The 23892-nt window shown below is 61.6% G+C and carries 25 protein-coding genes; 14 read left to right on the top strand and 11 right to left on the bottom strand.

The genetic code is table 11. The features are described 5' to 3' along the window. Positions 1-105: 105 nt before the first annotated feature. From CRX69_RS11725 to CRX69_RS11690, 8 genes are read left to right on the top strand one after another with little or no spacing between them, the layout of a single operon-like run. Complete coding sequence (locus CRX69_RS11725) at positions 106-1320, top strand: PepSY-associated TM helix domain-containing protein (RefSeq protein WP_107322053.1); 1215 nt, start codon at positions 106-108, stop codon at positions 1318-1320. Continuing rightward, on the top strand, positions 1317-1856 hold the full coding sequence (locus tag CRX69_RS11720; protein WP_047228288.1) for a hypothetical protein: 540 nt from the start codon (positions 1317-1319) through the stop codon (positions 1854-1856). The genes CRX69_RS11725 and CRX69_RS11720 overlap by 4 nt, the downstream gene beginning before the upstream one ends. Continuing rightward, positions 1853-2179: a hypothetical protein gene (locus CRX69_RS11715; protein WP_047228287.1), complete on the top strand. Its 327-nt coding sequence runs from the start codon at positions 1853-1855 to the stop codon at positions 2177-2179. The genes CRX69_RS11720 and CRX69_RS11715 overlap by 4 nt, the downstream gene beginning before the upstream one ends. Continuing rightward, complete coding sequence (locus tag CRX69_RS11710) at positions 2176-2751, top strand: DUF6162 family protein (RefSeq protein ID WP_107322052.1); 576 nt, start codon at positions 2176-2178, stop codon at positions 2749-2751. Before CRX69_RS11715 ends, CRX69_RS11710 begins: the two co-directional genes overlap by 4 nt. Before the next feature lie 35 nt (positions 2752-2786). Then, positions 2787-3713: a metal ABC transporter substrate-binding protein gene (locus CRX69_RS11705; protein ID WP_047228285.1), complete on the top strand. Its 927-nt coding sequence runs from the start codon at positions 2787-2789 to the stop codon at positions 3711-3713. Continuing rightward, entirely contained in the window at positions 3710-4462 is a 753-nt protein-coding gene (locus tag CRX69_RS11700; RefSeq protein ID WP_107322051.1) for a metal ABC transporter ATP-binding protein, read from the top strand. The genes CRX69_RS11705 and CRX69_RS11700 overlap by 4 nt, the downstream gene beginning before the upstream one ends. Continuing rightward, positions 4462-5361: a metal ABC transporter permease gene (locus CRX69_RS11695; protein ID WP_047228283.1), complete on the top strand. Its 900-nt coding sequence runs from the start codon at positions 4462-4464 to the stop codon at positions 5359-5361. Before CRX69_RS11700 ends, CRX69_RS11695 begins: the two co-directional genes overlap by 1 nt. Beyond that, positions 5362-6261: a metal ABC transporter solute-binding protein, Zn/Mn family gene (locus CRX69_RS11690; RefSeq protein WP_107322050.1), complete on the top strand. Its 900-nt coding sequence runs from the start codon at positions 5362-5364 to the stop codon at positions 6259-6261. A 305-nt stretch (positions 6262-6566) separates the two neighbouring features. Here the strand turns inward: CRX69_RS11690 and prpF are convergent, their stop codons facing one another. From prpF to CRX69_RS11655, 5 genes are all read right to left on the bottom strand, one after another. Next, a complete protein-coding gene (gene prpF / locus CRX69_RS11680) occupies positions 6567-7760 on the bottom strand; it encodes a 2-methylaconitate cis-trans isomerase PrpF (RefSeq protein WP_107322049.1) in 1194 nt (397 codons plus the stop codon). A gap of 43 nt (positions 7761-7803) precedes the next feature. Next, on the bottom strand, positions 7804-10395 hold the full coding sequence (gene acnD, locus CRX69_RS11675; RefSeq protein ID WP_107322048.1) for a Fe/S-dependent 2-methylisocitrate dehydratase AcnD: 2592 nt from the start codon (positions 10393-10395) through the stop codon (positions 7804-7806). A 200-nt stretch (positions 10396-10595) separates the two neighbouring features. Further along, positions 10596-11723, bottom strand: coding sequence for a bifunctional 2-methylcitrate synthase/citrate synthase (prpC, locus tag CRX69_RS11665; RefSeq protein ID WP_107322047.1), 1128 nt, complete (start codon positions 11721-11723; stop codon positions 10596-10598). Between the two features lie 43 nt (positions 11724-11766). Beyond that, complete coding sequence (prpB, locus tag CRX69_RS11660) at positions 11767-12651, bottom strand: methylisocitrate lyase (protein WP_047228278.1); 885 nt, start codon at positions 12649-12651, stop codon at positions 11767-11769. Next, positions 12648-13361 carry a GntR family transcriptional regulator gene (locus CRX69_RS11655; protein ID WP_047228277.1) on the bottom strand — a complete coding sequence of 238 codons (714 nt, stop codon included), beginning with the start codon at positions 13359-13361 and terminating at the stop codon, positions 12648-12650. Before CRX69_RS11655 ends, prpB begins: the two co-directional genes overlap by 4 nt. A gap of 284 nt (positions 13362-13645) precedes the next feature. Here CRX69_RS11655 and rloA point away from each other — a divergent pair, with 284 nt between their 5' ends. From rloA to pabB, 4 genes are all read left to right on the top strand, one after another. After that, positions 13646-14182: a retropepsin-like aspartic peptidase RloA gene (gene rloA / locus CRX69_RS11650; protein WP_047228276.1), complete on the top strand. Its 537-nt coding sequence runs from the start codon at positions 13646-13648 to the stop codon at positions 14180-14182. A 5-nt stretch (positions 14183-14187) separates the two neighbouring features. Then, on the top strand, positions 14188-15720 hold the full coding sequence (rloB, locus tag CRX69_RS11645; protein ID WP_047228275.1) for an osmotic stress tolerance membrane protein RloB: 1533 nt from the start codon (positions 14188-14190) through the stop codon (positions 15718-15720). Continuing rightward, positions 15720-16706, top strand: a complete 987-nt coding sequence (locus CRX69_RS11640; protein ID WP_047228274.1) for an alpha-L-glutamate ligase-like protein — start codon at positions 15720-15722, stop codon at positions 16704-16706. The genes rloB and CRX69_RS11640 overlap by 1 nt, the downstream gene beginning before the upstream one ends. 270 nt (positions 16707-16976) lie before the next feature. Continuing rightward, entirely contained in the window at positions 16977-18320 is a 1344-nt protein-coding gene (gene pabB, locus CRX69_RS11635) for an aminodeoxychorismate synthase component I (protein ID WP_047228273.1), read from the top strand. A 139-nt stretch (positions 18321-18459) separates the two neighbouring features. Here pabB and thrH read toward each other — a convergent pair whose 3' ends face one another. Continuing rightward, positions 18460-19077 (bottom strand): bifunctional phosphoserine phosphatase/homoserine phosphotransferase ThrH, encoded by a 618-nt coding sequence (gene thrH, locus CRX69_RS11625; protein ID WP_047228272.1) that lies wholly within the window; start codon positions 19075-19077, stop codon positions 18460-18462. A gap of 173 nt (positions 19078-19250) precedes the next feature. Between thrH and CRX69_RS11620 the strand changes: the two genes are divergently transcribed. Further along, positions 19251-19991: a phosphoadenylyl-sulfate reductase gene (locus tag CRX69_RS11620; protein WP_047228271.1), complete on the top strand. Its 741-nt coding sequence runs from the start codon at positions 19251-19253 to the stop codon at positions 19989-19991. A gap of 142 nt (positions 19992-20133) precedes the next feature. After that, on the top strand, positions 20134-20862 hold the full coding sequence (locus CRX69_RS11615) for an aspartate/glutamate racemase family protein (RefSeq protein ID WP_076383859.1): 729 nt from the start codon (positions 20134-20136) through the stop codon (positions 20860-20862). Between the two features lie 208 nt (positions 20863-21070). Here the strand turns inward: CRX69_RS11615 and CRX69_RS11610 are convergent, their stop codons facing one another. The 5 genes from CRX69_RS11610 to CRX69_RS11595 all read right to left on the bottom strand — a co-directional run bounded on the left by CRX69_RS11610 (position 21071) and on the right by CRX69_RS11595 (position 23463). Beyond that, the gene (locus CRX69_RS11610; RefSeq protein WP_047228267.1) at positions 21071-21766 is read right to left on the bottom strand and encodes an HAD-IA family hydrolase; all 696 of its coding nucleotides are present in this window, start codon (positions 21764-21766) and stop codon (positions 21071-21073) included. Between the two features lie 196 nt (positions 21767-21962). Beyond that, the gene (locus CRX69_RS11605; RefSeq protein ID WP_107322046.1) at positions 21963-22322 is read right to left on the bottom strand and encodes a hypothetical protein; all 360 of its coding nucleotides are present in this window, start codon (positions 22320-22322) and stop codon (positions 21963-21965) included. Between the two features lie 90 nt (positions 22323-22412). Then, positions 22413-22616, bottom strand: coding sequence for a hypothetical protein (locus tag CRX69_RS11600; protein ID WP_076383858.1), 204 nt, complete (start codon positions 22614-22616; stop codon positions 22413-22415). 69 nt (positions 22617-22685) lie between these two features. Then, on the bottom strand, positions 22686-22853 hold the full coding sequence (locus tag CRX69_RS27675; protein ID WP_171061338.1) for a hypothetical protein: 168 nt from the start codon (positions 22851-22853) through the stop codon (positions 22686-22688). Between the two features lie 193 nt (positions 22854-23046). After that, positions 23047-23463 carry a glycine zipper domain-containing protein gene (locus CRX69_RS11595; RefSeq protein ID WP_047228264.1) on the bottom strand — a complete coding sequence of 139 codons (417 nt, stop codon included), beginning with the start codon at positions 23461-23463 and terminating at the stop codon, positions 23047-23049. Positions 23464-23892 lie beyond the last annotated feature (429 nt).

The raw sequence follows: 23892 nt of genomic DNA, 5'->3' as shown, positions 1-23892 counted from the left end.
GATGCAGCAGGTCGCGTCGGCAAAAGCCACGACCGGCTTTTCAGGGTTCAGGGGATTACGAAGCCCGTAATACCGAGCCTTTCATCGAATCAAGACGTTCAAATCATGTCGAAGAAATCCCGCTCCAAACTCTGGTTTCTGGTTCATAGCTGGCTGGCACTGCCCATCTGGTTTTTCGTCCTCATCGTTTGCGTCACCGGCACGCTGGCGGTGGTCAGCCAGGAGATCGTCTGGCTGGTCAATCCCGAGATGCGCGCCAGCAAACCCTCGGACGACGCAGCGCTGCTCAGCTACGACCAGGTCGTCGCCGCCATCAAGCAAGCCCAGCCGCAAACCCAGGTGCAGAGCATCGTACGCCCGGATGAGTCGCATTTTGCCCTGGAGGTCGGCGTGACCTACCCCGACGGGCGCCCCGACAAGATCTACGTCAACCCATACAGCGGCATCGTCCAGGGCTCGGCGCCGATGTTCAATTTCAGAGGTTTTACCCGTGCCCTGCATGGCTGGTGGCTGGTACCGTTCACCAATGGTTACAGCTGGGGATGGTACCTGGTGTCACTCCTCGGCCTGCCGCTGCTGGCATCCCTGGTGACCGGGCTGGTGGTCTACAAGCGTTTCTGGAAGGGTTTTTTCCGTCCGACCCTGCGGATCCGCCACGGCGCACGCATTTTCTGGGGCGATTTCCACAGGCTCAGCGGCATCTGGTCGATCTGGTTCATCGCGGTCATTTCCATTACCGGTACCTGGTTCCTGATCGAGGCGTTGCTGTCGGACAACCAGATTTCCATTTCCAGCGCACCGGTCATTCCGGTGGTATCACGTGAAAGTGTCCCGCTGTCAGCCGACGGTACCGCGCCATCACAACTGAACCTGGACCGCGCGATTGAAATCGCCCGCCAGCAAATCCCTGGCCTGGAAACCAGCTTCGTCAGCCTGCCCGGCAACGCTTACAGCCACTTGGAAATCGGTGGACGCGGTTGGTATCCGCTGATGTTCCAGACCGCCACCATCAATCCCTATAACGGTGAGGTCGCCGCCTCGCGACTGCTGTCGGACCGCACAGCGCTGGAATTCGTCACCGAATCCATGCGCCCATTGCACACCGGGGACTTCGGCGGCCTCTGGATCAAGCTCATCTGGTTCTTCTTCGGTTTGATCATGAGCATGATGGTCCTCAGCGGGCTGCTGATCTGGACCAAACGCACCGCCCTGGCCACCGCGAATGCCTTCAAGCGCAGCCAAAAACCTTCCCGGCAAGCTCGAACTGCGCCGTTGTTGCAGCCGTCCATCCACCGTGAATCGCCGGAGGGCAACCTGTGACCCCGTCCACCACCGCGCAGCCATCGCGTCTAAGTGTGTTCTGGCAAAAATGGCGCTTTCACCTCAACGTACTGCTATTGCTGATCCCACTGGGTTTCATGCCCAAGTACTTCTCCGAAGCCGCGTTGTTCCGCGGTGATGCCGGGCTGGGTGAGCGGGAGGTCGGTGAAGTCCAGGTCGGCCCCTGGAGCCTGCGCCTTGCAGAGTTTCGCGACGAAGCGCCACGCCTCGATGGACCGGCAGGCCATATGAAGCACTTCAACGCCGCGCTGTGCCAAAGCTGCATCAGCCAGGTCAAGGCTACTTATCTGCGTATCGGCAAACCTCGCAGCCTGCGGGCCGCCGGGGTGATTTTCTTCGGCTCGCCCTATCGCATGGGCGCCTTGTTGCCGGTGCCGCAAAAGACCCGGCTCGACGCCGAACTGTGGATCACCCTTGAAGGCTGGGACGGCTCGATGCACCAGGCTTCCATACCCCTGAGCCAGGCCTCGCCGGCCACCATCGCCTGGCTGAAAACCCAAGGAGCCCAACCATGACTGCCCGCGGCTATCTCAACAGCCTGGTGCTGCTGTTCTGCGCAGGTGCCAGCAGCAACGCCCTGGCCCATAACCCGATGTGTGAATGCAAGGCCATCGACGCTGAGCAGATCCAGTGCACCGGCGGGTTTTCCGACGGCAGTGGCGCGCCCGGCGTGACCCTGGATGTGATCGGCTACGACGAAACCATCCTGGTGCCGGGCAAGCTTGGCGCCGATTCAACGCTGACATTCAAGAAGCCCAACACCGAATTCTACGTACTCTTCGACGCCGGCCCCGGCCACGTGGTGGAAATCGACCAAGCCGATATCGAGGCCCCATGAGCAATCCCACCACCCAAGTGATCCGCCCCGCCGGCGCCGGCCATGAAACCCTGTATGTGTTGCTGCTGTGCCTGATCATCATTCTGGTGGCCGGATCGGTGGTGGCCTGGCACGGCGAAACCCATGACGTCAGCGAGGTGCCTGCCCATCAAGTTGACGCCCGCCGCGATCTCAGCGCTGCCGAGCAAGGCATCTATGCCGACCTGCGGGTGACCCTGGATGAGATCCGTCTGCTACGCGAAGAGCAACAGTCCCTGCCCACCCCGCAAATCCTGGCCGAAGAGGGCTTTGCCCCGTTCGCTCAGGATGCCAGTTCCGTCAGCCGAGGCGGACATGTCTGGCAGCAGGTGGAGAACCGGGCCTACTTCGGCGCCAGTGCAAATCCATCCGTCGCCGGTTCATTTCTGATGCGCATCGGCGAAGCATCCGACGCCGCCCCGGACATCTGGCTCAATCGCGGCAACAGCGTCGCCGTCTCCAGCGATCTGGACGACACCGCTTTGTCCGCCGCCGGCTGGAAGCAGATCGTCGCGCAGTTCGACGCCGGCGTAACCCGCCAGCACCGGCACTGACCCCACGTCCTCATTCGAGAGAAGACCGTTTGCCCATGTCTATTGCATTTCAACGCCGCCCTTTGCTGGGCCTGCTGATCGGCCTGCTCGCCTGTCTGTTCACACCACTGGCCAGCGCCGAAGCGGCCAAGCGCCTGCGTATTGGCATCACCCTGCATCCTTATTACAGCTACGTGGCCAACATCGTCGGCGACAAGGCCGAAGTGGTGCCGCTGATCCCGGCCGGCTTCAACCCCCACGCCTACGAACCTCGTGCCGAGGACATCAAGCGCATCAGTGGGCTCGATGTGATCGTGCTCAACGGTGTGGGTCATGACGATTTCGCCGACCGGATGATCGCCGCCAGCGAAACCCCGAACGTGAACGTGATCGAAGCCAATGAAAACGTACCGCTGCTGGCTGCCACCGGGATCGCCGCCCGGGGCGCCGGCAAAGTCGTGAACCCGCATACCTTCCTGTCCATCAGCGCCTCCATTGCCCAGGTCAATAACATCGCCCGGGAGCTGGGCAAGCTTGATCCGGACAACGCCAAGGCATACACCCAGAACGCCCGCGCCTATGGCAAGCGCCTGCGACAAATGCGTGCCGCGGCCCTGGCAAAGTTGACCCAGGCCCCCAATGCCGAGTTGCGGGTCGCCACGGTCCACGCCGCCTACGATTACCTGCTGCGCGAATTCGGCCTGGAGGTCACCGCCGTGGTCGAGCCGGCCCATGGCATCGAGCCAAGCCCGAGCCAGTTGAAGAAGACCATCGACCAACTGCGCGAACTGGACGTGAAAGTGATCTTCTCGGAGATGGACTTTCCGTCCACCTACGTCGACACCATCCAGCGTGAGTCGGGGGTGAAACTGTACCCGCTCTCGCACATTTCCTACGGCGACTACAGCGCCGAGAAGTACGAAAAGGAAATGACCGGCAACCTCGACACCGTGGTCCGGGCCATTCAGGAGTCCGGCGCATGACGGTCCAGGAAACGCTCACCTTGCAACACGTCGGCCCCTTGATCGAGTTCGACGATGTCAGCCTGAACCTGGGCCGCACCACGATTCTCGATGCGGTGGCCTTCCAGGTGCAGCCGGGCAGCATTCATGCGCTGGTGGGTCCGAACGGCGGAGGCAAGAGTTCGCTGATCAAGACCTTGCTCGGGCAGATGCCCCACCAGGGCCGCTTGAGCCTGCAATGGCCGGGTGAGCCCGGTGTCATCGGCTATGTGCCCCAAGCCTTGGAATTCGACCGCGGCCTGCCTATGACCGTGGATGATTTCATGGCAGCGATGTGCCAACGCCGGCCGGCCTTTCTCGGCCTGAGCAAGCATTACGTCGGCGCTATCGGCCAGGCCCTGGAACGGGTCGGCATGCAGGACAAACGCAAGCGTCGCATGGGCGCGCTGTCCGGCGGTGAACGCCAACGGGTGTTGTTGGCCCAGGGGCTGATTCCTGCGCCGCAACTGCTGGTGCTGGATGAACCGATGTCGGCGCTGGACGAGGCCGGCATCCAGGTGTTTGAACAACTGCTGCGAGACTGGCGCCAGGCCGGCATCACGGTGCTGTGGATCGAACATGACCTGGAAGCCGTCGGGCGCCTGGCTGACCGCGTCACCGGCCTGAACCGCCGCGTGCTGTTCGATGGCCCGCCGCGCCAGACCCTGACGCCTGAGCGCTTGCTGACGCTGTTTTCCACCCATCCACGCCCGAACGGGAGCGCCGCCTGATGAGTTACGAAGCCTTTCGTTTGATGGTCCAGGGTTGGGCGTCGTCCGGCTATCTGCCCGAAGCGCTGGCTTACGGGTTTGTGGTCAATGCGTTGCTGGCCGGGCTGCTGATCGGCCCGGTGCTGGGTGGCCTCGGCACCCTGGTGGTGGTCAAGCGCTTCGCGTTTTTCTCTGAAGCCGTGGGCCACGCGGCGCTGACCGGCGTGGCGGTCGGCATCCTGCTCGGCGAACCCTACACCGGGCCCTACGGCAGCCTGTTCGGCTATTGCCTGCTGTTCGGCATCCTGCTCAATTACCTGCGCAACCGCACCGGCCTGGCACCGGACACGCTGATCGGCGTTTTCCTCTCGGTGTCCCTGGCCCTGGGCGCCAGCCTGCTGCTGATCCTGGCGGGCAAGATCAACGTGCACATTCTGGAAAACGTGCTGTTCGGCTCGGTGCTGACGGTCAATGGCAATGACCTGCTGGTGCTGGCGGTGGTCGGTTCACTGGTGATGGCTTTGGCGTTGCCGCTGTACAACCGCATCATGCTCGCCAGTTTCAATCCGCAACTGGCGGCGGTGCGCGGGGTGGCGGTCAAGACGCTGGATTACCTGTTCGTGGTGTTGGTGACGCTGATCACCGTGGCGGCGGTAAAGGTCATCGGCGCGATTCTGGTGGGGGCCTTGCTGGTGATTCCGGCGGCTGCGGCGCGTCTGCTCAGCCAGTCGTTGAAAGGTTTTTTCTGGTGCTCCGTGCTGATCGCAACCGTCAGCACCCTGTGCGGGATTCTCGCACCGATTGTCTTCGACCTGCCGATCCCGTCCGGTGCCGCGATCATTCTGGTGGCCGGCATCGCATTTGCCCTGGCCGCCATTGCCCGGGGTGTTGTCCCCAGCCTCAAAGGGAATCTTGGATAAATGGTTTTTTCATTGCGACAACTGGCATTGGCCGTGGCCCTGTGCGGTTTGGTAAACAGCCCTTCTTTCGCCGCCGAAGGCACACCGGTGCGCCTGCTTGCTTCGTTGCCGGTCACCTACGGCTTGGGTGAAGCGTTGCTCAAGGGCACCGATGTCAGCCTGGAGCGCGCCGCGCCGGCCAATCTGCCCGGTACGCGCCAGAATGCCTACTTCAGCGGCCGTGGCGCGCCGGCCCTGAGCAAGCTGGCCAGCGATGCCGACGCGGTGATCGGGCTGCGTTCGTTGTGGCCGGACGATCCGCTGTACCCCATGGCCCGCCGCAGCAATATCCGCATCGTCGAAGTCGATGCCGCCCGCCCGGTGGACGGCGCCCTGCCCGGCATTGCCGTGCAACCGGGATCGGTCGATGGCCTGGCGAGCCAACCGTGGATGGCCAGCCATAACCTGGGACGGATGGCCGATGTCATCGCCGCCGACCTGGTGCGCCTGGCACCGACGGCCAAACCGAAGATCGACGCCAACCTGGCGGCGCTCAAGCAGCGCCTGCTCAAGCTCAGCGCCGAGAGTGAAAAGCGCCTGGCCAGTGCCGACAACCTGAGCGTGGTCAGCCTGAGCGAGCATTTTGGCTACTTGATAAGCGGCTTGAATCTGGACGGGATCAGCACCGATGCCCGGCCCGACGCCGAATGGACACCCGAAGCCCTCAAGCAATTGACCGCCACGTTGAAAGACAACGATGTGAAGCGGGTGCTGCATCATCGCCAGCCCGCGGATGCCGTGAAAGCAGCCATCACTGAGGGCGGCAGTCAGTTACTGGTCCTGAGCACCGACGCCGCCGACCCGGTGGCGGAGCTGGAGAGCAATGTGGACCTGGTCGTCACCGCGTTGACAGGGGGCTGATTGCAGGAATGCGCGCCCCTGCGGGAGCGGGCTTGCTCGCGATAGCGGTGTATCAGGCGACATCAATGCTGACTGTGCCGGCCTCATCGCGAGCAGGCTCGCTCCCACAGGTTCAATCGCGGATGTTCGCAGATTCTGTGCTCACCACAAATCCACTGTGGGAGCGAGCCTGCTCGCGATGAGGCCGGCACATCCAACCTCTTTGCGGGCTGTACCATCGCTATCGCGAGCAGGCTCGCTCCCACAGTTTTGATCGCGGATGCTCGCAGACGCCGCGTTCACCACGGGTTTGCCTGGGTCAAGTGTCAGTTCAGAACATCCCCCGGTACCCGCACAAACCCTTCCATCAATACCCGCGCGCTGCGGCTCATGATGGCTTTTTTCACGGTCCATTCGCCATTGACCTGGCTGGCCTCGGCGCCGACGCGCAAGGTGCCGGAGGGATGGCCGAAGCGCACAGCGGTGCGGTCGATGCCGCCGGCCGCCAGGTTCACCAGCGTGCCGCTGATCGCCGCCGCCGTGCCGATGGCGACCGCCGCGGTGCCCATCATCGCGTGGTGCAGTTTGCCCATGGACAGTGCTCGCACCAGCAAATCGACGTCCCGCGCCGAGACCGCCTTACCGCTGGAGGAGAGGTAGTCCGCCGGCGGTGCGACAAACGCCACCTTCGGCGTGTGCTGGCGCTGGGCGGCTTCGTCCAGATGCTGAATCAGGCCCATGCGCAAGGCGCCGTGGGCACGGATGGTTTCGAACATGGCCAGGGCCTTCGGATCGCCATTGATGGCGCCCTGCAATTCGGTGCCGGTATAACCAACGTCCCGGGCATTGATGAAAATCGTCGGGATGCCGGCGTTGATCAGGGTCGCCTTGAAGGTACCAACACCAGGCACCTCAAGGTCGTCCACCAGGTTGCCGGTGGGAAACATCGAGCCACCACCGCCCTCCTCCTCGGCCGCCGGATCCATGAATTCCAGTTGCACTTCAGCCGCCGGAAAGGTCACGCCGTCGAGCTCGAAGTCACCGGTTTCCTGCACCGCGCCGTCGGTGATCGGCACATGGGCGATGATGGTCTTGCTGATATTGGCTTGCCAGATCCGCACCACGGCCACGCCGTTTTGTGGGATGCGACTGGCGTCCACCAAACCACTGCTGATGGCGAATGAACCGACCGCCGCCGACAGGTTGCCGCAGTTGCCGCTCCAGTCCACGAACGGCTTGTCGATGGACACTTGGCCAAACAGGTAATCGACATCGTGATCGGCTCGGGTGCTCTTGGACAGGATCACGGTCTTGCTGGTGCTCGACGTCGCGCCGCCCATGCCATCGATCTGCTTCTCGTATGGATCGGGGCTGCCGATCACCCGCAGCAGCAAAGCATCCCGGACCGAGCCGGGAACGCGGGCCGCTTCGGGCAGGTCCTGCAAGCTGAAGAACACGCCTTTGCTGGTGCCACCACGCATGTAAGTGGCGGGGATTCTGATTTGCGGTGCGTGAGCCATGATGCTCCTCAAGCGGGCCCGCAAGGGTGCCCGCAGCTGTGATTTAGACGGCAACCGCCGATTCCAGGAAATCCTGGGCAAAGCGTTGCAATACGCCGCCGGCTTCGTAGATCGACACTTCTTCGGCGGTATCGAGACGGCAGGTCACCGGCACTTCGACGCGCTCGCCGTTCTTGCGGGTGATGACCAGGGTCAGCGTCGCACGCGGGGTGCGCTCGCCGATCACGTCATAGACCTCGCTGCCGTCGATGCCCAGGGTCTTGCGATCGGTGCCCGGCTGGAACTCCAGCGGCAACACCCCCATCCCCACCAGATTGGTGCGGTGGATACGCTCGAAACCTTCAGCGGCAATCGCCTCGACACCGGCCAGGCGCACGCCCTTGGCCGCCCAGTCCCGGGACGAACCCTGGCCGTAGTCGGCACCGGCGATGATGATCAGCGGCTGCTTGCGCTCCATGTAGGTTTCGATGGCTTCCCACATGCGCATGACCTGGCCTTCCGGCTCGACCCGGGCCAGAGAACCCTGCTTGACCTTGCCGTTTTCCTGGACCATCTCGTTGAACAGTTTCGGGTTGGCGAAGGTCGCACGCTGGGCGGTCAAATGGTCGCCCCGATGGGTTGCGTAAGAGTTGAAATCTTCTTCCGGCAGGCCCATTTTCGCCAGGTATTCGCCAGCGGCACTGTCGAGCATGATGGCGTTGGACGGCGACAGGTGGTCGGTGGTGATGTTGTCCGGCAGCACCGCCAGCGGACGCATGCCCTTGAGCGGCCGCGCACCGGCCAGCGCTCCTTCCCAATACGGCGGGCGACGGATATAGGTGCTTTGCGGGCGCCAGTCATACAACGGCGTCACTTTTGGCCCGGTGTCCTCCTGGATGGCGAACATCGGGATGTACACCTGACGGAACTGCTCCGGCTTCACCGAGGCCTTGACCACCGCATCGATTTCTTCGTCGCTCGGCCAGATGTCCTTGAGGCGGATCTCGCGACCGTCCACCACGCCCAGCACATCCTTCTCGATGTCGAAGCGGATGGTCCCGGCGATGGCATAGGCCACCACCAGCGGCGGCGAGGCAAGGAACGCCTGTTTGGCGTACGGATGGATGCGCCCATCGAAGTTGCGGTTGCCCGATAACACAGCGGTGGCGTACAAGTCGCGGTCGATGATTTCCTGCTGGATCAGCGGGTCCAGCGCACCGGACATGCCATTGCAGGTGGTGCAGGCGAAGGCCACGACACCAAAACCCAATTGCTCCAGCTCTTTGGTCAGACCGGCTTCATCCAGGTACAGCGCCACGGTTTTCGACCCCGGCGCCAGGGACGACTTGACCCATGGCTTGCGGGTCAGGCCCAGGCGGTTGGCGTTGCGCGCCAGCAGGCCGGCAGCGATCACGTTGCGTGGGTTGCTGGTGTTGGTGCAACTGGTGATGGCGGCGATGATCACCGCGCCGTCGGGCATTTGCCCGGGCACATCGTCCCACTGACCGGAGATACCTTTGGCGGCCAGATCCGACACCGCGACGCGGGCGTGGGGGTTGCTGGGACCAGCCATGTTGCGCACCACCGACGACAGATCAAAGGTCAAGCCGCGCTCGTATTGCGCGCCCTTGAGCGTGTCGGCCCACAGGCCTGCCTGCTTGGCGTAGGTCTCGACCAGTTGAACCTGCTGGTCTTCGCGGCCGGTGAGCTTCAGGTAATCGATAGTCTGTTGGTCGATGTAGAACATCGCCGCCGTGGCGCCGTATTCCGGGGCCATGTTGGAAATGGTCGCGCGGTCGCCCAAGGTCAGGGCGCTGGCGCCTTCACCGAAAAACTCCAGCCAGGCACCGACGACTTTTTGTTTGCGCAGGAATTCGGTCAGCGCCAGCACCATGTCGGTGGCGGTGATGCCCGGTTGTAACTTGCCGGTCAGCTCGACGCCAATGATTTCCGGCAGGCGCATCCACGAGGCACGCCCCAACATCACGCTTTCGGCTTCCAGGCCGCCAACGCCAATGGCGATCACGCCCAAGGCATCGACGTGGGGGGTGTGGCTGTCAGTGCCCACGCAGGTATCAGGGAACGCCACGCCGTCACGCTGCTGGATCACCGGTGACATTTTTTCCAGGTTGATCTGGTGCATGATCCCATTGCCCGGCGGGATCACGTCGACGTTCTTGAAGGCTTTCTTGGTCCAGTTGATGAAGTGAAAGCGGTCTTCGTTGCGCCGGTCTTCAATGGCGCGGTTCTTGGCGAACGCCTGGGGATCGGACCCGCCGCTTTCCACCGCCAGGGAGTGGTCGACGATCAACTGGGTCGGCACCACCGGATTGACCTGCGCCGGATCGCCGCCCTGCAGGGCAATGGCGTCGCGCAGGCCGGCCAGGTCTACCAGGGCGGTCTGGCCGAGGATGTCATGGCACACTACCCGGGCCGGAAACCATGGGAAGTCCAGATCGCGCTTGCGCTCGATCAGTTGCAGCAGCGACTCGCCCAGCGTCGCCGGGTCGCAGCGACGCACCAGGTTTTCCGCCAGCACCCTGGAGGTATACGGCAGGCCATCGTAAGCGCCAGGCCGGATGGCATCCACGGCCCCGCGAACGTCGAAATAATCCAGCGAAGTGCCGGGCAGCGGTTTGCGAAATTCTGTGTTCATCGTCAGCACTCGGGTCACGGTGGTTTCAGAAGGGGTTGGCGCAGCTACTGAAGTGAACCTGTTCCCCTGTGGGAGCGAGCCTGCTCGCGATGACTGAGTCGCAGCCGACATCGATGTCGTCTGGCCCACCGCTATCGCGAGCAGGCTCGCTCCCACAATGGTTTTCGGTTCCTTCAGTTGCAGCGTCAGCGCCCTCCAGTTCAGCGTTGTTCGATTGGCACGAACTTGCGCTGTTCGACGCCGGTGTATTCGGCGCTCGGTCGGATGATGCGGTTGTTGGCACGTTGTTCGTAGACGTGGGCGGCCCAGCCCGTCAGGCGCGAGCAAACGAAGATCGGCGTGAACAGCTTGGTCGGGATGCCCATGAAGTGGTACGCCGAGGCATGGTAGAAATCGGCGTTGGGAAACAGTTTTTTCTGCTCCCACATGGTCTTGTCGATGGCCTCGGAAACCGGGAACAACACCGTGTCACCCACCTCGTCGGCGAGTTTTTCCGACCAGCCCTTGATCACCTCGTTGCGCGGGTCGTTGTCCTTATAGATCGCGTGGCCGAAGCCCATGATCTTGTCCTTGCGCTCGAGCATCCCGAGGGTGCCCTTGATCGCTTCCTCCGGCGACTGGAAGCGCTGGATCATTTCCATCGCCGCTTCGTTGGCCCCACCGTGCAACGGGCCGCGTAGCGAACCGATGGCGGCGGTGATGCAAGAAAACAGGTCAGACAGGGTCGAGGCACACACCCGCGCCGTGAAGGTCGAGGCATTGAACTCGTGCTCGGCATACAGAATCAGCGAGACGTTCATCACCTTGACGTGCAGCTCGCTCGGCTTCTTGCCATGCAACAGGTGCAGGAAATGGCCGCCGATGGAGGTCTCGTCGGTCACACACTCGATGCGCTGGCCTTCGTGACTGAAGCGATACCAGTAGCACATGATCGCCGGGAACGCGGCCAACAGGCGGTCGGTCTTGTCATGCTGTTCGGAGAAATTCAGCTCCGGTTCCAGGTTGCCCAGGAACGAGCAGCCGGTGCGCATCACGTCCATGGGGTGGGCGTCGGCGGGAATGCGCTCCAACACCTCTTTCAAGGCTTGGGGCAAGTCCCGCAATTGGCTCAGTTTGCCTGTGTAGGCGTCCAGTTGCGCCTGGGTCGGCAGCTCGCCGTACAGCAGCAGATAAGCCACTTCTTCAAATTGCGCGTCAGCCGCCAGTTCGCGGACGTCGTAACCGCGATAGGTCAGGCCGGCTCCTGACTGGCCTACGGTGGACAATGCGGTTTGCCCGGCCACCTGGCCACGGAGCCCGGCGCCACTGAGTACTTTTGCTTCGGCCATTTGCTGTCTCCATTTTTTTAGATTTGTAGAGGCTGCGCTCTGTTCATTTTTTCGCCGCGAACAACGCATCGAGCTTTTGCTCGAAGGTGTGGTAGTCAATGCGATCGTAAAGCTCCATGCGAGTCTGCATGGTGTCGATGACGTTCTGTTGCGTACCGTCGCGGCGGATTGCGGTATAGACGTTCTCGGCCGCTTTGTTCATGGCGCGGAAGGCCGACAGTGGGTACAGCACCAGGGACACGTCGGCGCCCGCCAGTTGTTCGGTGGTGTACAGCGGTGTCGCGCCGAATTCAGTGATGTTGGCCAGGATCGGGGCTTTCACCCGGCTGGCGAACAGCTTGTACATCTCAAGTTCGGTGATGGCTTCCGGAAAGATCATGTCGGCACCGGCCTCGATGCACGCGGCGGCGCGGTCCAGGGCCGATTCCAAGCCCTCCACGGCCAGGGCGTCGGTACGGGCCATGATCACGAAGCTGTCATCGGTGCGCGCGTCGACGGCGGCTTTGATGCGGTCGACCATTTCCTGTTGCGAGACGATCTCTTTGTTCGGACGATGGCCGCAACGCTTGGCGCCGACCTGGTCTTCAATATGAATGGCCGCCGCGCCGAACTTGATCATCGACTTGACCGTGCGGGCCACATTGAACGCCGAGGAGCCAAACCCGGTGTCTACGTCCACCAGCAACGGCAGGTCGCAGACGTCGGTGATACGGCGCACATCGGTCAGCACGTCATCCAGGCCGGTGATGCCCAGGTCCGGCACGCCAAGGGAGCCGGCCGCCACGCCGCCGCCCGACAGGTAGATCGCCTTGAAACCGGCGCGTTTGGCCAGCAGCGCGTGGTTGGCGTTGATCGTGCCCACCACTTGCAGCGGATGCTCGTTGGCGACCGCATCGCGAAAACGCTGGCCTGGAGTGCTGTTGCTCATGACTCACCTCGTTCAGTGGCGGCGCTGTCCTGGAAATGACGCGCGATGTTGCGTTTGGAAGCGCCGATGTGCCGGCGCATCAATAATTCAGCCAGTTCACCGTCACGGTCGGCGATGGCATCGAGAATTCTGTGGTGCTCGGCAAAGGCCTGGCGCGGACGGTTGGGCGTGGTGGAAAACTGGATGCGGTACATGCGCACCAACTGATACAGCTCGCCGCAGAGCATTTGCGTCAGGGTGCGGTTGCCGCTGCCCTGGATGATCCGGTAATGGAAATCGAAGTCGCCTTCCTGCTGGTAATAGCCGACACCGGCCTGGAACGCCGCGTCGCGCTCATGGGTTTCCAGGACCCGGCGCAGCTCGTCGATTTCTTCCAGGGTCATGCGCTCGGCCGCCAGACGGCAGGCCATGCCTTCCAGGGACTCGCGGATTTCATAGAGTTCCAGCAACTCGGCGTGGCTCAGGGATACCACCCTGGCGCCCACGTGAGGCACCCGCACCAGCAAGCGCTGGCCTTCCAGGCGATGGATGGCCTCGCGCAGCGGGCCGCGGCTGATGCCGTAGGTGCGTGCCAGTTCGGGCTCGGAGATCTTGCTGCCAGGCGCGATATCGCCTCGCACGATTGCGGCCTGGATACGCCGGAAGACGTTCTCGGAAAGGGTTTCCGATTCATCTTGGGCCAAGACCGGTGATTCGAGCTGATCGAGCATATTGTCGACACCTTATAAATCTATAAGGCAAAAACTAACCAATCACTGCGCTTTCGTCAAAGTAAAATTAGACATTGTCGACAATCGTCTAATAAGGGCCTCCTCCATAACTAAGTGCGTCGGATAAGCGGTTGCGTCCGGGCGGCGGTGGCGTCAGAAAACCACCGTGCTAGAATGCCGCCGCAATTTGCCGCTCTGCATCTATTAAGAGAAGGCAACCCAGGGAGCTTGTGCAGCAATGCCAGGGCCTGAACCGACGAACGGAACACTGTGCATCAGGATTTATGACACTCAAGCCCTTAACTGCTGTCCTTTGTTTCACGTGCCTGCCGGGGCTTGTCCTGGCGGGTGAAAAGACCGTGTACGGCCTCAATGAATACGCCGCCCTGCAGGGCATCGACCTGGAGGTTGCCGCCAAGTTGGACACCGGGGCCAAAACCGCTTCGCTCAGCGCCCGGGACATCAAGCGCTTCAAACGCGATGGCGAATCCTGGGTGCGTTTTTACCTGGCCATCGACGCGGCGCATTCGCACCCTATCGAACGTCCGCTGGCCCGTGTCAGCAAGATCAAACGCCGCGCCGGTGACTATGACCCCGAAGAAGGCAAGAACTACACGGCTCGGCCGGTCATCGAGCTGGACATCTGCATGGGCTCGGCCCTGCGCAGCATCGAAGTGAACCTCACCGACCGCAGCGCTTTCCAATACCCGCTACTGATCGGCTCCGAAGCCCTCAAACGCTTCGACGCGCTGGTCGACCCCAGTCTCAAATACGCTGCCGGCAAACCCGCCTGCGCCAATGCCGCTCAAACCGCAGAGTAATTCCAATGCGCTCTCTTACCCTCCATTTGAAAATGCTGATCGCCATCCTGGTGGTGCTGGGCCTGTCGGTGACGGCCTATCAGATTTTCGTGCTCGGCATCCCGGTGACCGAAGACGCCACCGACGACTTGTGGAACATCGATGCCAAGATCGAGTTCGTCCCCAATGCCAAGGATCCGGTGAAGATCCAGATGTTCGTGCCGCCGCTGAGCATGGACTACGTCAGCCTCAACGAGAGCTTCATCTCCAATAACTACGGTGTGGCGGTGAACCGGGTGGACGGTAACCGCAAGGTCACGTGGTCGGCCCGTCGGGCCAAGGGCAACCAGACCCTGTATTACCGCCTGGTGCTGACCAAGCGCTATACCTCGGAAAAATCCAAGATCAAGGGCCCGACCTTCCGCGACAGCATCGCCGTCGAGGGCCCCGAGAAGCTGGCCGCCGAAGCCCTGCTCGCGCCGATCCGCCAGCACTCGGCCGACGTCGAGACCTTCATCAGTGAAGCGATCAAACGGGTCAACAACCCCAACGACGACAACGTCAAGCTGCTGCTGGCTGGCGATCCGTCCATAGCCAGCAAGGCCAGAGTCGTCGAACTGGTGCTGTCTATCGCCCACGTGCCGGTGGAGAAGGTCCATACCATCCGCCTGGTTGCCGACCAACCGCAGTCGCCTGAACTGTGGCTGCGCAGTTTCAACGGCACCGACTGGCTGTATTTCAACCCGGATACCGCTGAGCGGGGCCTGCCCAGCGACCGTCTGCTGTGGTGGACCGGTGATGAAAACCTGATCACCGTCGATGGCGGCAAAAAAGCCACCGTCACCTTCACCATGAACAACAGCGAAATGAACGCCATTCGCCTGGCCAAGCTGACGGACGAAAACACCGACGCCAACTTCCTCGAATACTCGCTCTACGGCCTGCCGCTGCAAACCCAGCAAACGTTCATGATCATGGTGATGATCCCGATCGGCGTGCTGGTGATTCTGGTGCTGCGCAACCTGATCGGCCTGCAGACCCTGGGCACGTTCACACCGGTGTTGATCGCCCTGGCCTTCCGCGAAACCCAACTGGGCTTCGGCATCATCCTGTTTACAGTCATCACGACGCTGGGCCTGTCCCTGCGCTCCTATCTGGAACATCTCAAGCTGCAAATGCTGCCAAGGCTTTCGGTGGTGCTGACGTTCGTGGTGGTGCTGATCGCTGCCATCAGCCTGTTCAGCCACAAGCTGGGCCTGGAACGCGGGCTGTCGGTCGCGCTGTTCCCGATGGTGATTCTGACCATGACCATCGAACGCCTGTCCATTACCTGGGAAGAACGCGGCGCCAGCCACGCCATGAAGGTGGCCATCGGCACCCTGTTCGCCGCCGCCCTGGCGCACCTGATCATGAGCGTGCCGGAGCTGGTGTACTTCGTGTTCACCTTCCCGGCCATCCTGCTGATTCTGGTAGGTTTCATGCTGGCCATGGGTCGCTACCGCGGCTACCGCCTGACCGAGCTGGTACGGTTCAAGGCCTTCGTCAAGGCTGACTCATAATGTTCGGCCTGTGGAAGACCTGGAAGGCCCTGGAGGCCCGGGGCATCATGGGCATCAATCGGCGTAACGCCGACTATGTGCTCAAATACAACAAGCGCAGCCTGTACCCGATCGTCGATGACAAGATCATCACCAAGGAGCGAGCCATCGCTGCCGGCATCCATGTGCCGGAGCTGTATGGGGTGATCTCCACCGAGAAGGAAATCGACAAGCTCGACGAGATCATCGGCGGGCGCACCGACTTCGTGATCAAGCCGGCCCAGGGCGCGGGTGGCGACGGCATCATCGTCATTGCCGACCGCTTCGAGGGCCGCTATCGCACGGTGTCCGGCAAGATCATCAGCCATGAAGAAATCGAACACCATGTGTCCAGCATCCTTACCGGTCTGTACTCCTTGGGTGGGCACCGGGACCGGGCGCTGATCGAATATCGCGTGACCCCGGACCAGATCTTCAAGAGCATCAGCTATGAAGGCGTGCCGGACATTCGCATCATCGTACTGATGGGCTATCCGGTGATGGCCATGCTGCGCTTGCCGACCCGCCAGTCCGGCGGCAAGGCCAACCTGCACCAGGGCGCCATCGGCGTGGGTGTCGACCTTGCCACCGGCCTGACCCTGCGCGGTACCTGGCTGAACAACATCATCACCAAACACCCTGACACCACCAACGCGGTGGACGGCGTGCAGCTGCCCTACTGGGACGGCTTCATGAAACTGGCCGCCGGTTGCTATGAACTGTGCGGGCTGGGCTACATCGGCGTGGACATGGTGCTGGACCAGGAAAAAGGTCCGTTGATCCTGGAGCTCAACGCCCGACCGGGTCTGAACATCCAGATCGCCAACGACTGCGGCCTGACTCTGCGCACCCACGCGGTGGAAGCCCGCCTGGAAGAACTCAAGGCCCGTGGCGTGGTTGAAACCGTCGAGGAGCGCGTAGCGTTTGCCCAGGAGTTGTTTGGGCATATTCCGCCGGTTGAGGGTTGAGGGTTGAAACACCCCTGTGGCGAGGGGATTTATCCCCGCTGGGTTGCGAAGCAGCCCCAAACAGGCAGATGCAGTCAGCCTGATACACCGGGGTGGTAAGTTTTAGGGTTGCTGCGCAACCCAGCGGGGATAAATCCCCTCGCCACAAGGTGTTCACAGCCAAATGTTTCGATGGCCCCATACTTACTCATCTCCGACATCCCTCTAGGAGCAAATCCTACAGAGGGATTACAATCGCCACCCCGCCTGAACGGCTGACCCACCCCGCCCATGTCAACCTGCTCTGTACACCCGCTGCCTTACCGCGCCAACCCCGCCGAGTATTTCGCGGTGATCCGCCATGCCCCGGGCAGTGTGCTGCTCGACAGCGGCCGGCCGAGTGCCGAACGCGGACGCTATGATTTGCTCAGTGCCTGGCCGCTGGAGCATCTGGCGGTACTGTCAGACGAGACCGGTGCCGATTTCCTGCAACGCTTGCGTATTCATCTGACGCAACTGGGGAGTGCTGTACTGCCGGCCTCGGTGCAATTGCCTTTCGCTGGCGGCCTGATCGGCTACCTGAGCTACGACTTCGGCCGACATCTCGAAACCCTGCCGTCCCACGCCAAAGACGATCTGCACCTGCCCGACGCGCGGTTCGGTGTGTACGACTGGGCGCTGGTCACCGACCATCAGGCCGGGACCAGCCAGTTAGTGTTTCACCCTCACTGCGCCGACAGCGAACGCCAACGCCTGATTGCGCTCTTCAGCCAGCCAACCTCAGCGCCTGTGACCGCCTTCAGCCTCGAAGCGCCCATGGCGCCCGACCTCAATAGCGATGCCTATCGACTGGCCTTCGAACGGATCCAAGCGTATATCCAGGCCGGCGACTGCTACCAGGTCAACTTTGCCCAGCGCTTCCGCGCCCCGTGCCAAGGCGATGCCTGGGCCGCCTATCAGGCGCTGCGGGCGGCTTGCCCGACGCCGTTTTCCGGCTTCCAGAGCTTGCCCGACGGCGGCGCGGTGCTGAGTCTGTCACCCGAGCGTTTCGTCAAAGTCAGCGAAGGTCATGTGGAGACCCGCCCGATCAAGGGCACCCGTCCACGCGGCGCAACCCCTGACGAAGACGCCGCACACGCCGCCGAGTTGCTGGCCAGCCCCAAGGACCGGGCGGAAAACCTGATGATTGTCGATCTGCTGCGCAACGACCTGGGCCGTACCTGCCGCATCGGCTCGGTGCGCGTGCCGGAGTTGTTCAGCCTGGAAAGCTACCCCAACGTCCACCATCTGGTCAGCAGCGTGACCGGCGAGCTGGCCGACGCCAAGGACGCCCTGGACTTGATCGCAGGCAGCTTCCCCGGCGGCTCGATCACCGGCGCACCGAAAATCCGCGCCATGCAGATCATCGACGAACTCGAACCGACCCGGCGCGGGCTGTATTGCGGCTCGTTGCTGTACCTGGACGTACGCGGAGAGATGGACAGTTCCATCGCCATCCGCAGCTTGCTGGTCAAGGATGGACAGGTGTGTTGCTGGGGCGGCGGCGGGATTGTCGCGGATTCGGATTGGCAGGCGGAGTATCAGGAGTCGATTACCAAGGTGCGGGTGTTGCTCGAAACTTTGCAGAACCTCTAAAAGCATCGAGGGCAAGCCCCTGACCAGGCCCAGAACCCTGTGGGAGCAAGCTTGCTCGCGATAGCGGTGTGCCAGTTGGCTCAAATGCTGCTGACCCAACGCTATCGCGAGCAAGCTCGCTCCCACAGGGGGATTGGGTTTACAAGCTTAGATTTCGATTCGAGGCCTTGATGAATTCCTGCTTCAACTCAGCAAAACTGTGCACTGCCGGGAACTGCGGGAACTCTTGAATCACATTGTCCGGCGCATGAAACAGAATCCCGGCATCGGCTTCACCCAGCATCGTGGTGTCATTGTAGGAATCCCCCGCCGCGATCACCCGGTAGTACAGGCTCTTGAAGGCCAATACCGACTGGCGCTTGGGATCTTTCTGACGCAGTTGGTATCCGGTTACCCGTCCGCTGTCATCGGTAATCAGACGATGGCAGAGCAACGTCGGGAAACCCAGCTGGCGCATCAGGGGTTGGGAGAATTCGTAGAAGGTGTCGGAAAGAATCACCACCTGGAAGCGCTCGCGCAGCCAGTCGACGAACTCGATGGCGCCGTCCAGCGGCTTGAGGGTGGCGATGACTTCCTGGATATCGGAGAGCTTGAGGCCATGCTCATCGAGGATGCGCAACCGTTGCTTCATCAACACGTCGTAGTCGGGAATGTCCCGCGTGGTCGCCCTGAGGGATTCAATACCGGTTTTTTCAGCGAAGGCGATCCAGATTTCCGGGACCAGCACACCTTCCAGGTCGAGACAGGCAATTTCCACAAGACACTCCCATTTTTTTGATGTTTATCGGTTGAGCGAACAAAAGGACTGCCGACTCTAGCCATTCGCCGATGCCTGCGCAACGCACAGGAGCGCGCCAGCCCCGACAGCTTTTGTTACCATCAGCCCCATATAGAGCGCCCAGCGCCACCGACCTGTAGGAAGCCGCCCTGATGAGCCCATCGTTTGACGTCGTGGAACTCGCCACGACCTATGCCAACAAGTCCCCACAGGACATCCTCAAACTGGCCTTCGCCGAATTCGGCGATGACCTGTGGATATCTTTCAGCGGCGCCGAAGACGTGGTGCTGGTGGACATGGCCTGGAAGCTGAATAAGAACGTCAAGGTGTTCAGCCTCGACACCGGTCGCCTGCACCCGGAAACCTATCGGTTCATCGAACAGGTGCGCGAACACTACAAGATCGATATCGAACTGATCTCGCCGGACCCTGCGAAACTCGAGCCTTTCGTGAAGGAAAAAGGCCTGTTCAGCTTCTACAAGGACGGTCACGGTGAGTGCTGCGGCATTCGCAAGATCGAACCGCTGCGGCGCAAGCTGTCCGATGTCCGCGCCTGGGCCACCGGCCAGCGTCGCGATCAGAGCCCCGGCACCCGCAGCCAGGTGGCCGCACTGGAAATCGACACGGCATTTTCCACTCCGGAACGCACCCTGTACAAATTCAACCCACTGTCGCAGATGACCAGCGAAGAAGTCTGGGGCTACATCCGCATGCTGGAACTGCCCTACAACAGCCTGCATGAACGCGGCTTCATCAGCATCGGCTGCGAACCCTGCACCCGCCCGGTGCTGCCGAACCAGCACGAACGCGAAGGCCGCTGGTGGTGGGAAGAAGCCACGCAGAAAGAATGCGGGCTGCACGCCGGCAATATCATCAGCAAATCCAAGGCCTGAAAAAAACCACAGCGCTTATAAAAACCATGCGGACCGCAAGAACCTGCCATTTGTCCATTCCTATGGATAACATCTGCCGTTGATTGTAAAAACGGCCCGCCAGACCGGGCCGCCTGTTTGCGCTTATGGAAGAGGACAGCTCATGCGAATTCTTGTGGTCAACGTCAACACCACCGAATCCATCACCCGGGCCATCGCCCAACAAGCCCAGGCCGTGGCCGCGCCGGGCACCGAGATCGTCGGGCTCACGCCGTACTTCGGCGCTGACTCCATCGAAGGCAATTTCGAAAGCTACCTGGCCGCCATCGCGGTGATGGATCGGGTGATGGCCTACGATCAGCCGTTTGATGCGGTGATCCAGGCCGGTTACGGCGAACATGGGCGCGAAGGCTTGCAGGAACTGCTCAATGTACCGGTGGTGGACATCACCGACGCGGGCGCCAGCACCGCGATGTTCCTGGGCCACGCCTATTCGGTGGTCACCACCCTGGACCGCACCGTGCCGCTGATCGAGGACCGCCTAAAGCTCTCCGGCCTGTTCGATCGCTGCGCCTCGGTACGTGCCAGTGGCCTGGCAGTGCTGGAGCTTGAGCAAGACCCGCAACGGGCGGTGGAAGCCATCGTGCAGCAGGCAGAACTGGCAGTCAGTCAGGACAAAGCCGAAGTAATCTGCCTGGGTTGCGGTGGCATGGCCGGGCTCGATGAGCAGATCCGCCAGCGCACCGGGGTGCCGGTGGTCGATGGCGTGACGGCGGCGGTGACCATTGCCGAAGCCCTGGTGCGGTTGGGCTTGTCCACCTCGAAAGTGCGCACCTATGCCACGCCTCGGCCCAAGACCATTATTGGCTGGCCGGGGCGGTTTGGGCGGTGAATTCACAGCTCTGAATCACATCGCCCCCATCGCGAGCAGGCTCGCTCCCACAGGGATTTTGGGTGGTCGCAACATGTGCGGTCGCCACAAAACCAATGTGGGAGCGAGCCTGCTCGCGATGGGGGGGGCGGCGCCTGATCCAGGCCATAAAAAAACGCCGTTCATGGGTAATACCATGAACGGCGTTCTGTTGTGCCGCGATGTGTCGTCAGGCCCACTCCAGCTCTGGCAAACCGCACAGGCCTGGCTGGAAGATCTTCAGGGAACGAATGATCGCGTCGGCATGGGCGTATTTTTCGTCGGCCATGGCCGAATCCGGAATGGCAATGGCAGTCATTCCCGCCGCTTTCGCCGCGGTCACCCCGAACGGTGAATCTTCGAATACCAGGCAATCGCGGGGTGCAACGCCCAGGCGTCGGGCGGCAGTGAGGAAGATATCCGGTGCCGGCTTCGCCGCGCCCACCTCCGGGTCATCCGCTGTGACGATGAAATCGAACAACGCAAACCAGTCCCGGTGCAGCGTGGTTTTCAGTGCAAACGACTGGCTCGACGAACTGGTGCCCACCGCAATCGGAACGTCATGGGCCTTCAAATGCCGCACCAGCTCTTCAGCACCGGGCATCGCCAGGGCGTGCGGAAAGCGTTCGCGCATCAAGGGCTCGCGGATCACCAGGAACTCTTCCGGGGTGATCGGCAACTCCAGCGCCTGAACGACATAGCGGGCCAGATCCCCGGCCCCACGTCCGATGATGTTCTGCTTGACGCTCCAATCAAACGTGCGCCCGTAACGCTCGGCGATGATGGAGGTCACCTCGGTGTAAATGCCTTCGGTGTCCAGCAACAGCCCATCCATGTCGAATATCACAGCTTTGATCGGGCCAAGCTCTTGCAGCGGTGCTTTCATCGCATCTGATCCGTTATCACAAGGTTCCAGAGATGGCTCAGGTTTGGCCAGAGCAACGTGTTCACCTTAAAGGATTCAGCAGGATAACGAGAGTGGCTTGGCACAGGCAACGGGAAATCTGTGTGGGCGACTGTTGCAGCGAGGGCACTTGCCCCCTCGCCGCAACAAGGATCAGGTTCAGATGATGATCAATGCGTTATTGGCTGGAACCACTCGAACCGTCGTCATCGGAGCTACCACCGCTGTCGCTGGTTCCGGCCCCGGTTCCACTGCTGGAGGCATCGCCCCCCATGGAACTGCCGCCGCTCATTGAGCCGCTGCCCGTACCGGGACTGGTGCTGCTACCACTGGCGTCGCTGCCATTACCGCTCTCCACGGAACCCGGGGGCAACGCGCCTCCCGTGCCCGACGGCGTGCCGGCTTCCATCTCGGTGGAAGGTGGCATCCCCCCCTTATCTACGGGGGGATTGCCGCCCGAAGACTGGGCGAAAACCGCCATGGAACTGACCGACAGAATCCCGGCCAGGGTCAGCGCGGTCACATTTGATTTCATCATGGTGAGTCTCCCTTTTTAAGGTTACCTACCTGATGTGTGGCAATCGTGACTGGCCGATGGTGCCGATAAATCGACGGGCGGAACCGGCAATCAGCTCGGTTCGCCGGAGGCGTCGTTACCGGCAATGTCCGGATCGTCCGGGCTCGCCTCGATATCCTCATCCTCACTCGGCACCTGCTCTACCCCGGCGTCGTCGTCAGGCGGGCGCTGGTCCCGGCTCAGCGAGTCGGTTGGCGAGGGCAGCGGGTATTCCGGGGTTTCATCGTCGTCAGGGACAGGCGAATCGGCAGTCATGGCAACCTCCTGATGACGGGACAACACGTCATGCAGTTTTGAGAACACGGGCGGTCAGCTTGAGCGACTTCAATCGTAGGACTCGTCCTCGATCTCAGCGTCTTCCACCTCTTCACCCTCGATCAAGGGCACCTGGGCGTCGTCCATCAGCGAGCCGGGGTCTTCATTGCCCGGATCATTGACGAAAGGAACGCCCGACGGGCCTTTTTCTTCCGTACCTTCGGTTTCCGGCGTCATGACGCACCTCGCAATTGCTGATGGATGTATGAATTCGAGGTGCGCAGAGGGGAAACGTTCCGGGTAAATAACCCGGTAAAGAAAACGCCGGACAGCCCTGTGGCCAGACAACCCTGTGAGCAGATAAACCGCAAACCCATGGCGAACAAAAAACCCGGCTCACAGGCCGGGTCTTTCTCATCCAAACATGCGCTTAGCGATGTTTGTTCTTATGTTTGTGCTTGTGCTTCTTACCACCCGAATGACCATCGTTGTCATTGGACAGGTTGCTACCCAATGCACCACCCGCCGCGCCACCAATACCTGCGCCGATGGTGGAGCCCGTCGAGCCGCCCAGGCTGTTACCGACAATCGAACCGCCGGCCGACCCCAAACCACCGCCAATGGCCGCTTCCGTACGGCTGCCCTTACGCGCCCCCACCGCACTGCCGGCTGCACCACCGACACCGGCGCCAATGGCCGCGCCTGTGCTGCCGCCCATCTGTTGGCCGACTACGTTACCCAACGCACCGCCCAGACCACCGCCAACCGCAGCAGTACCGTCACCGGCAGCCATCGCGCCTTGAGCAACCACAAGCCCAAGCACCAAGGTGGATAAAGTCAAACGCATGATAGAAACCTCAAGAATGCCGCATCGGGGAAAGATGGCCGGTACGCGCGGGCGTCAGTCTACGCCAGATAGCGTCGGGCCATGTCACTTGGACAACAAACGGAGGGGTAGTTTTATGACAGGCAAAAAAAAGCCCGCTGGGGAAACGGGCAGGTACTGCGGTTACTGCTTTCTAACGGATGAGCCAAGATTACGCGCCCGCTTGTGAAAGAAACGTGAAAGAAACCGTCGTGAAAAAAAAGATGAAGAATATTTATGCCAGAGGCTGGAATGGTGTCGTGGCGGGGAGCTTGCTCCCTCGCCACGATGACAGGACTGAATTGTAGAGTTGCAACGTTACTTCCTGACCGGGACCCTGGGCAGGAACTTGGCCTTTTCCCCTCGCGGCACTTTGGACACCTTGGTCCTGATGGATTTGATCGGCTCGTC

Origin of the sequence: Pseudomonas rhizophila, from assembly GCF_003033885.1 — a bacterium.
Lineage (GTDB): Bacteria > Pseudomonadota > Gammaproteobacteria > Pseudomonadales > Pseudomonadaceae > Aquipseudomonas > Aquipseudomonas rhizophila.
The sequence above is the reverse complement of the archived record's forward strand: the minus strand, read 5'-3'. Positions and strand labels throughout refer to the sequence as shown.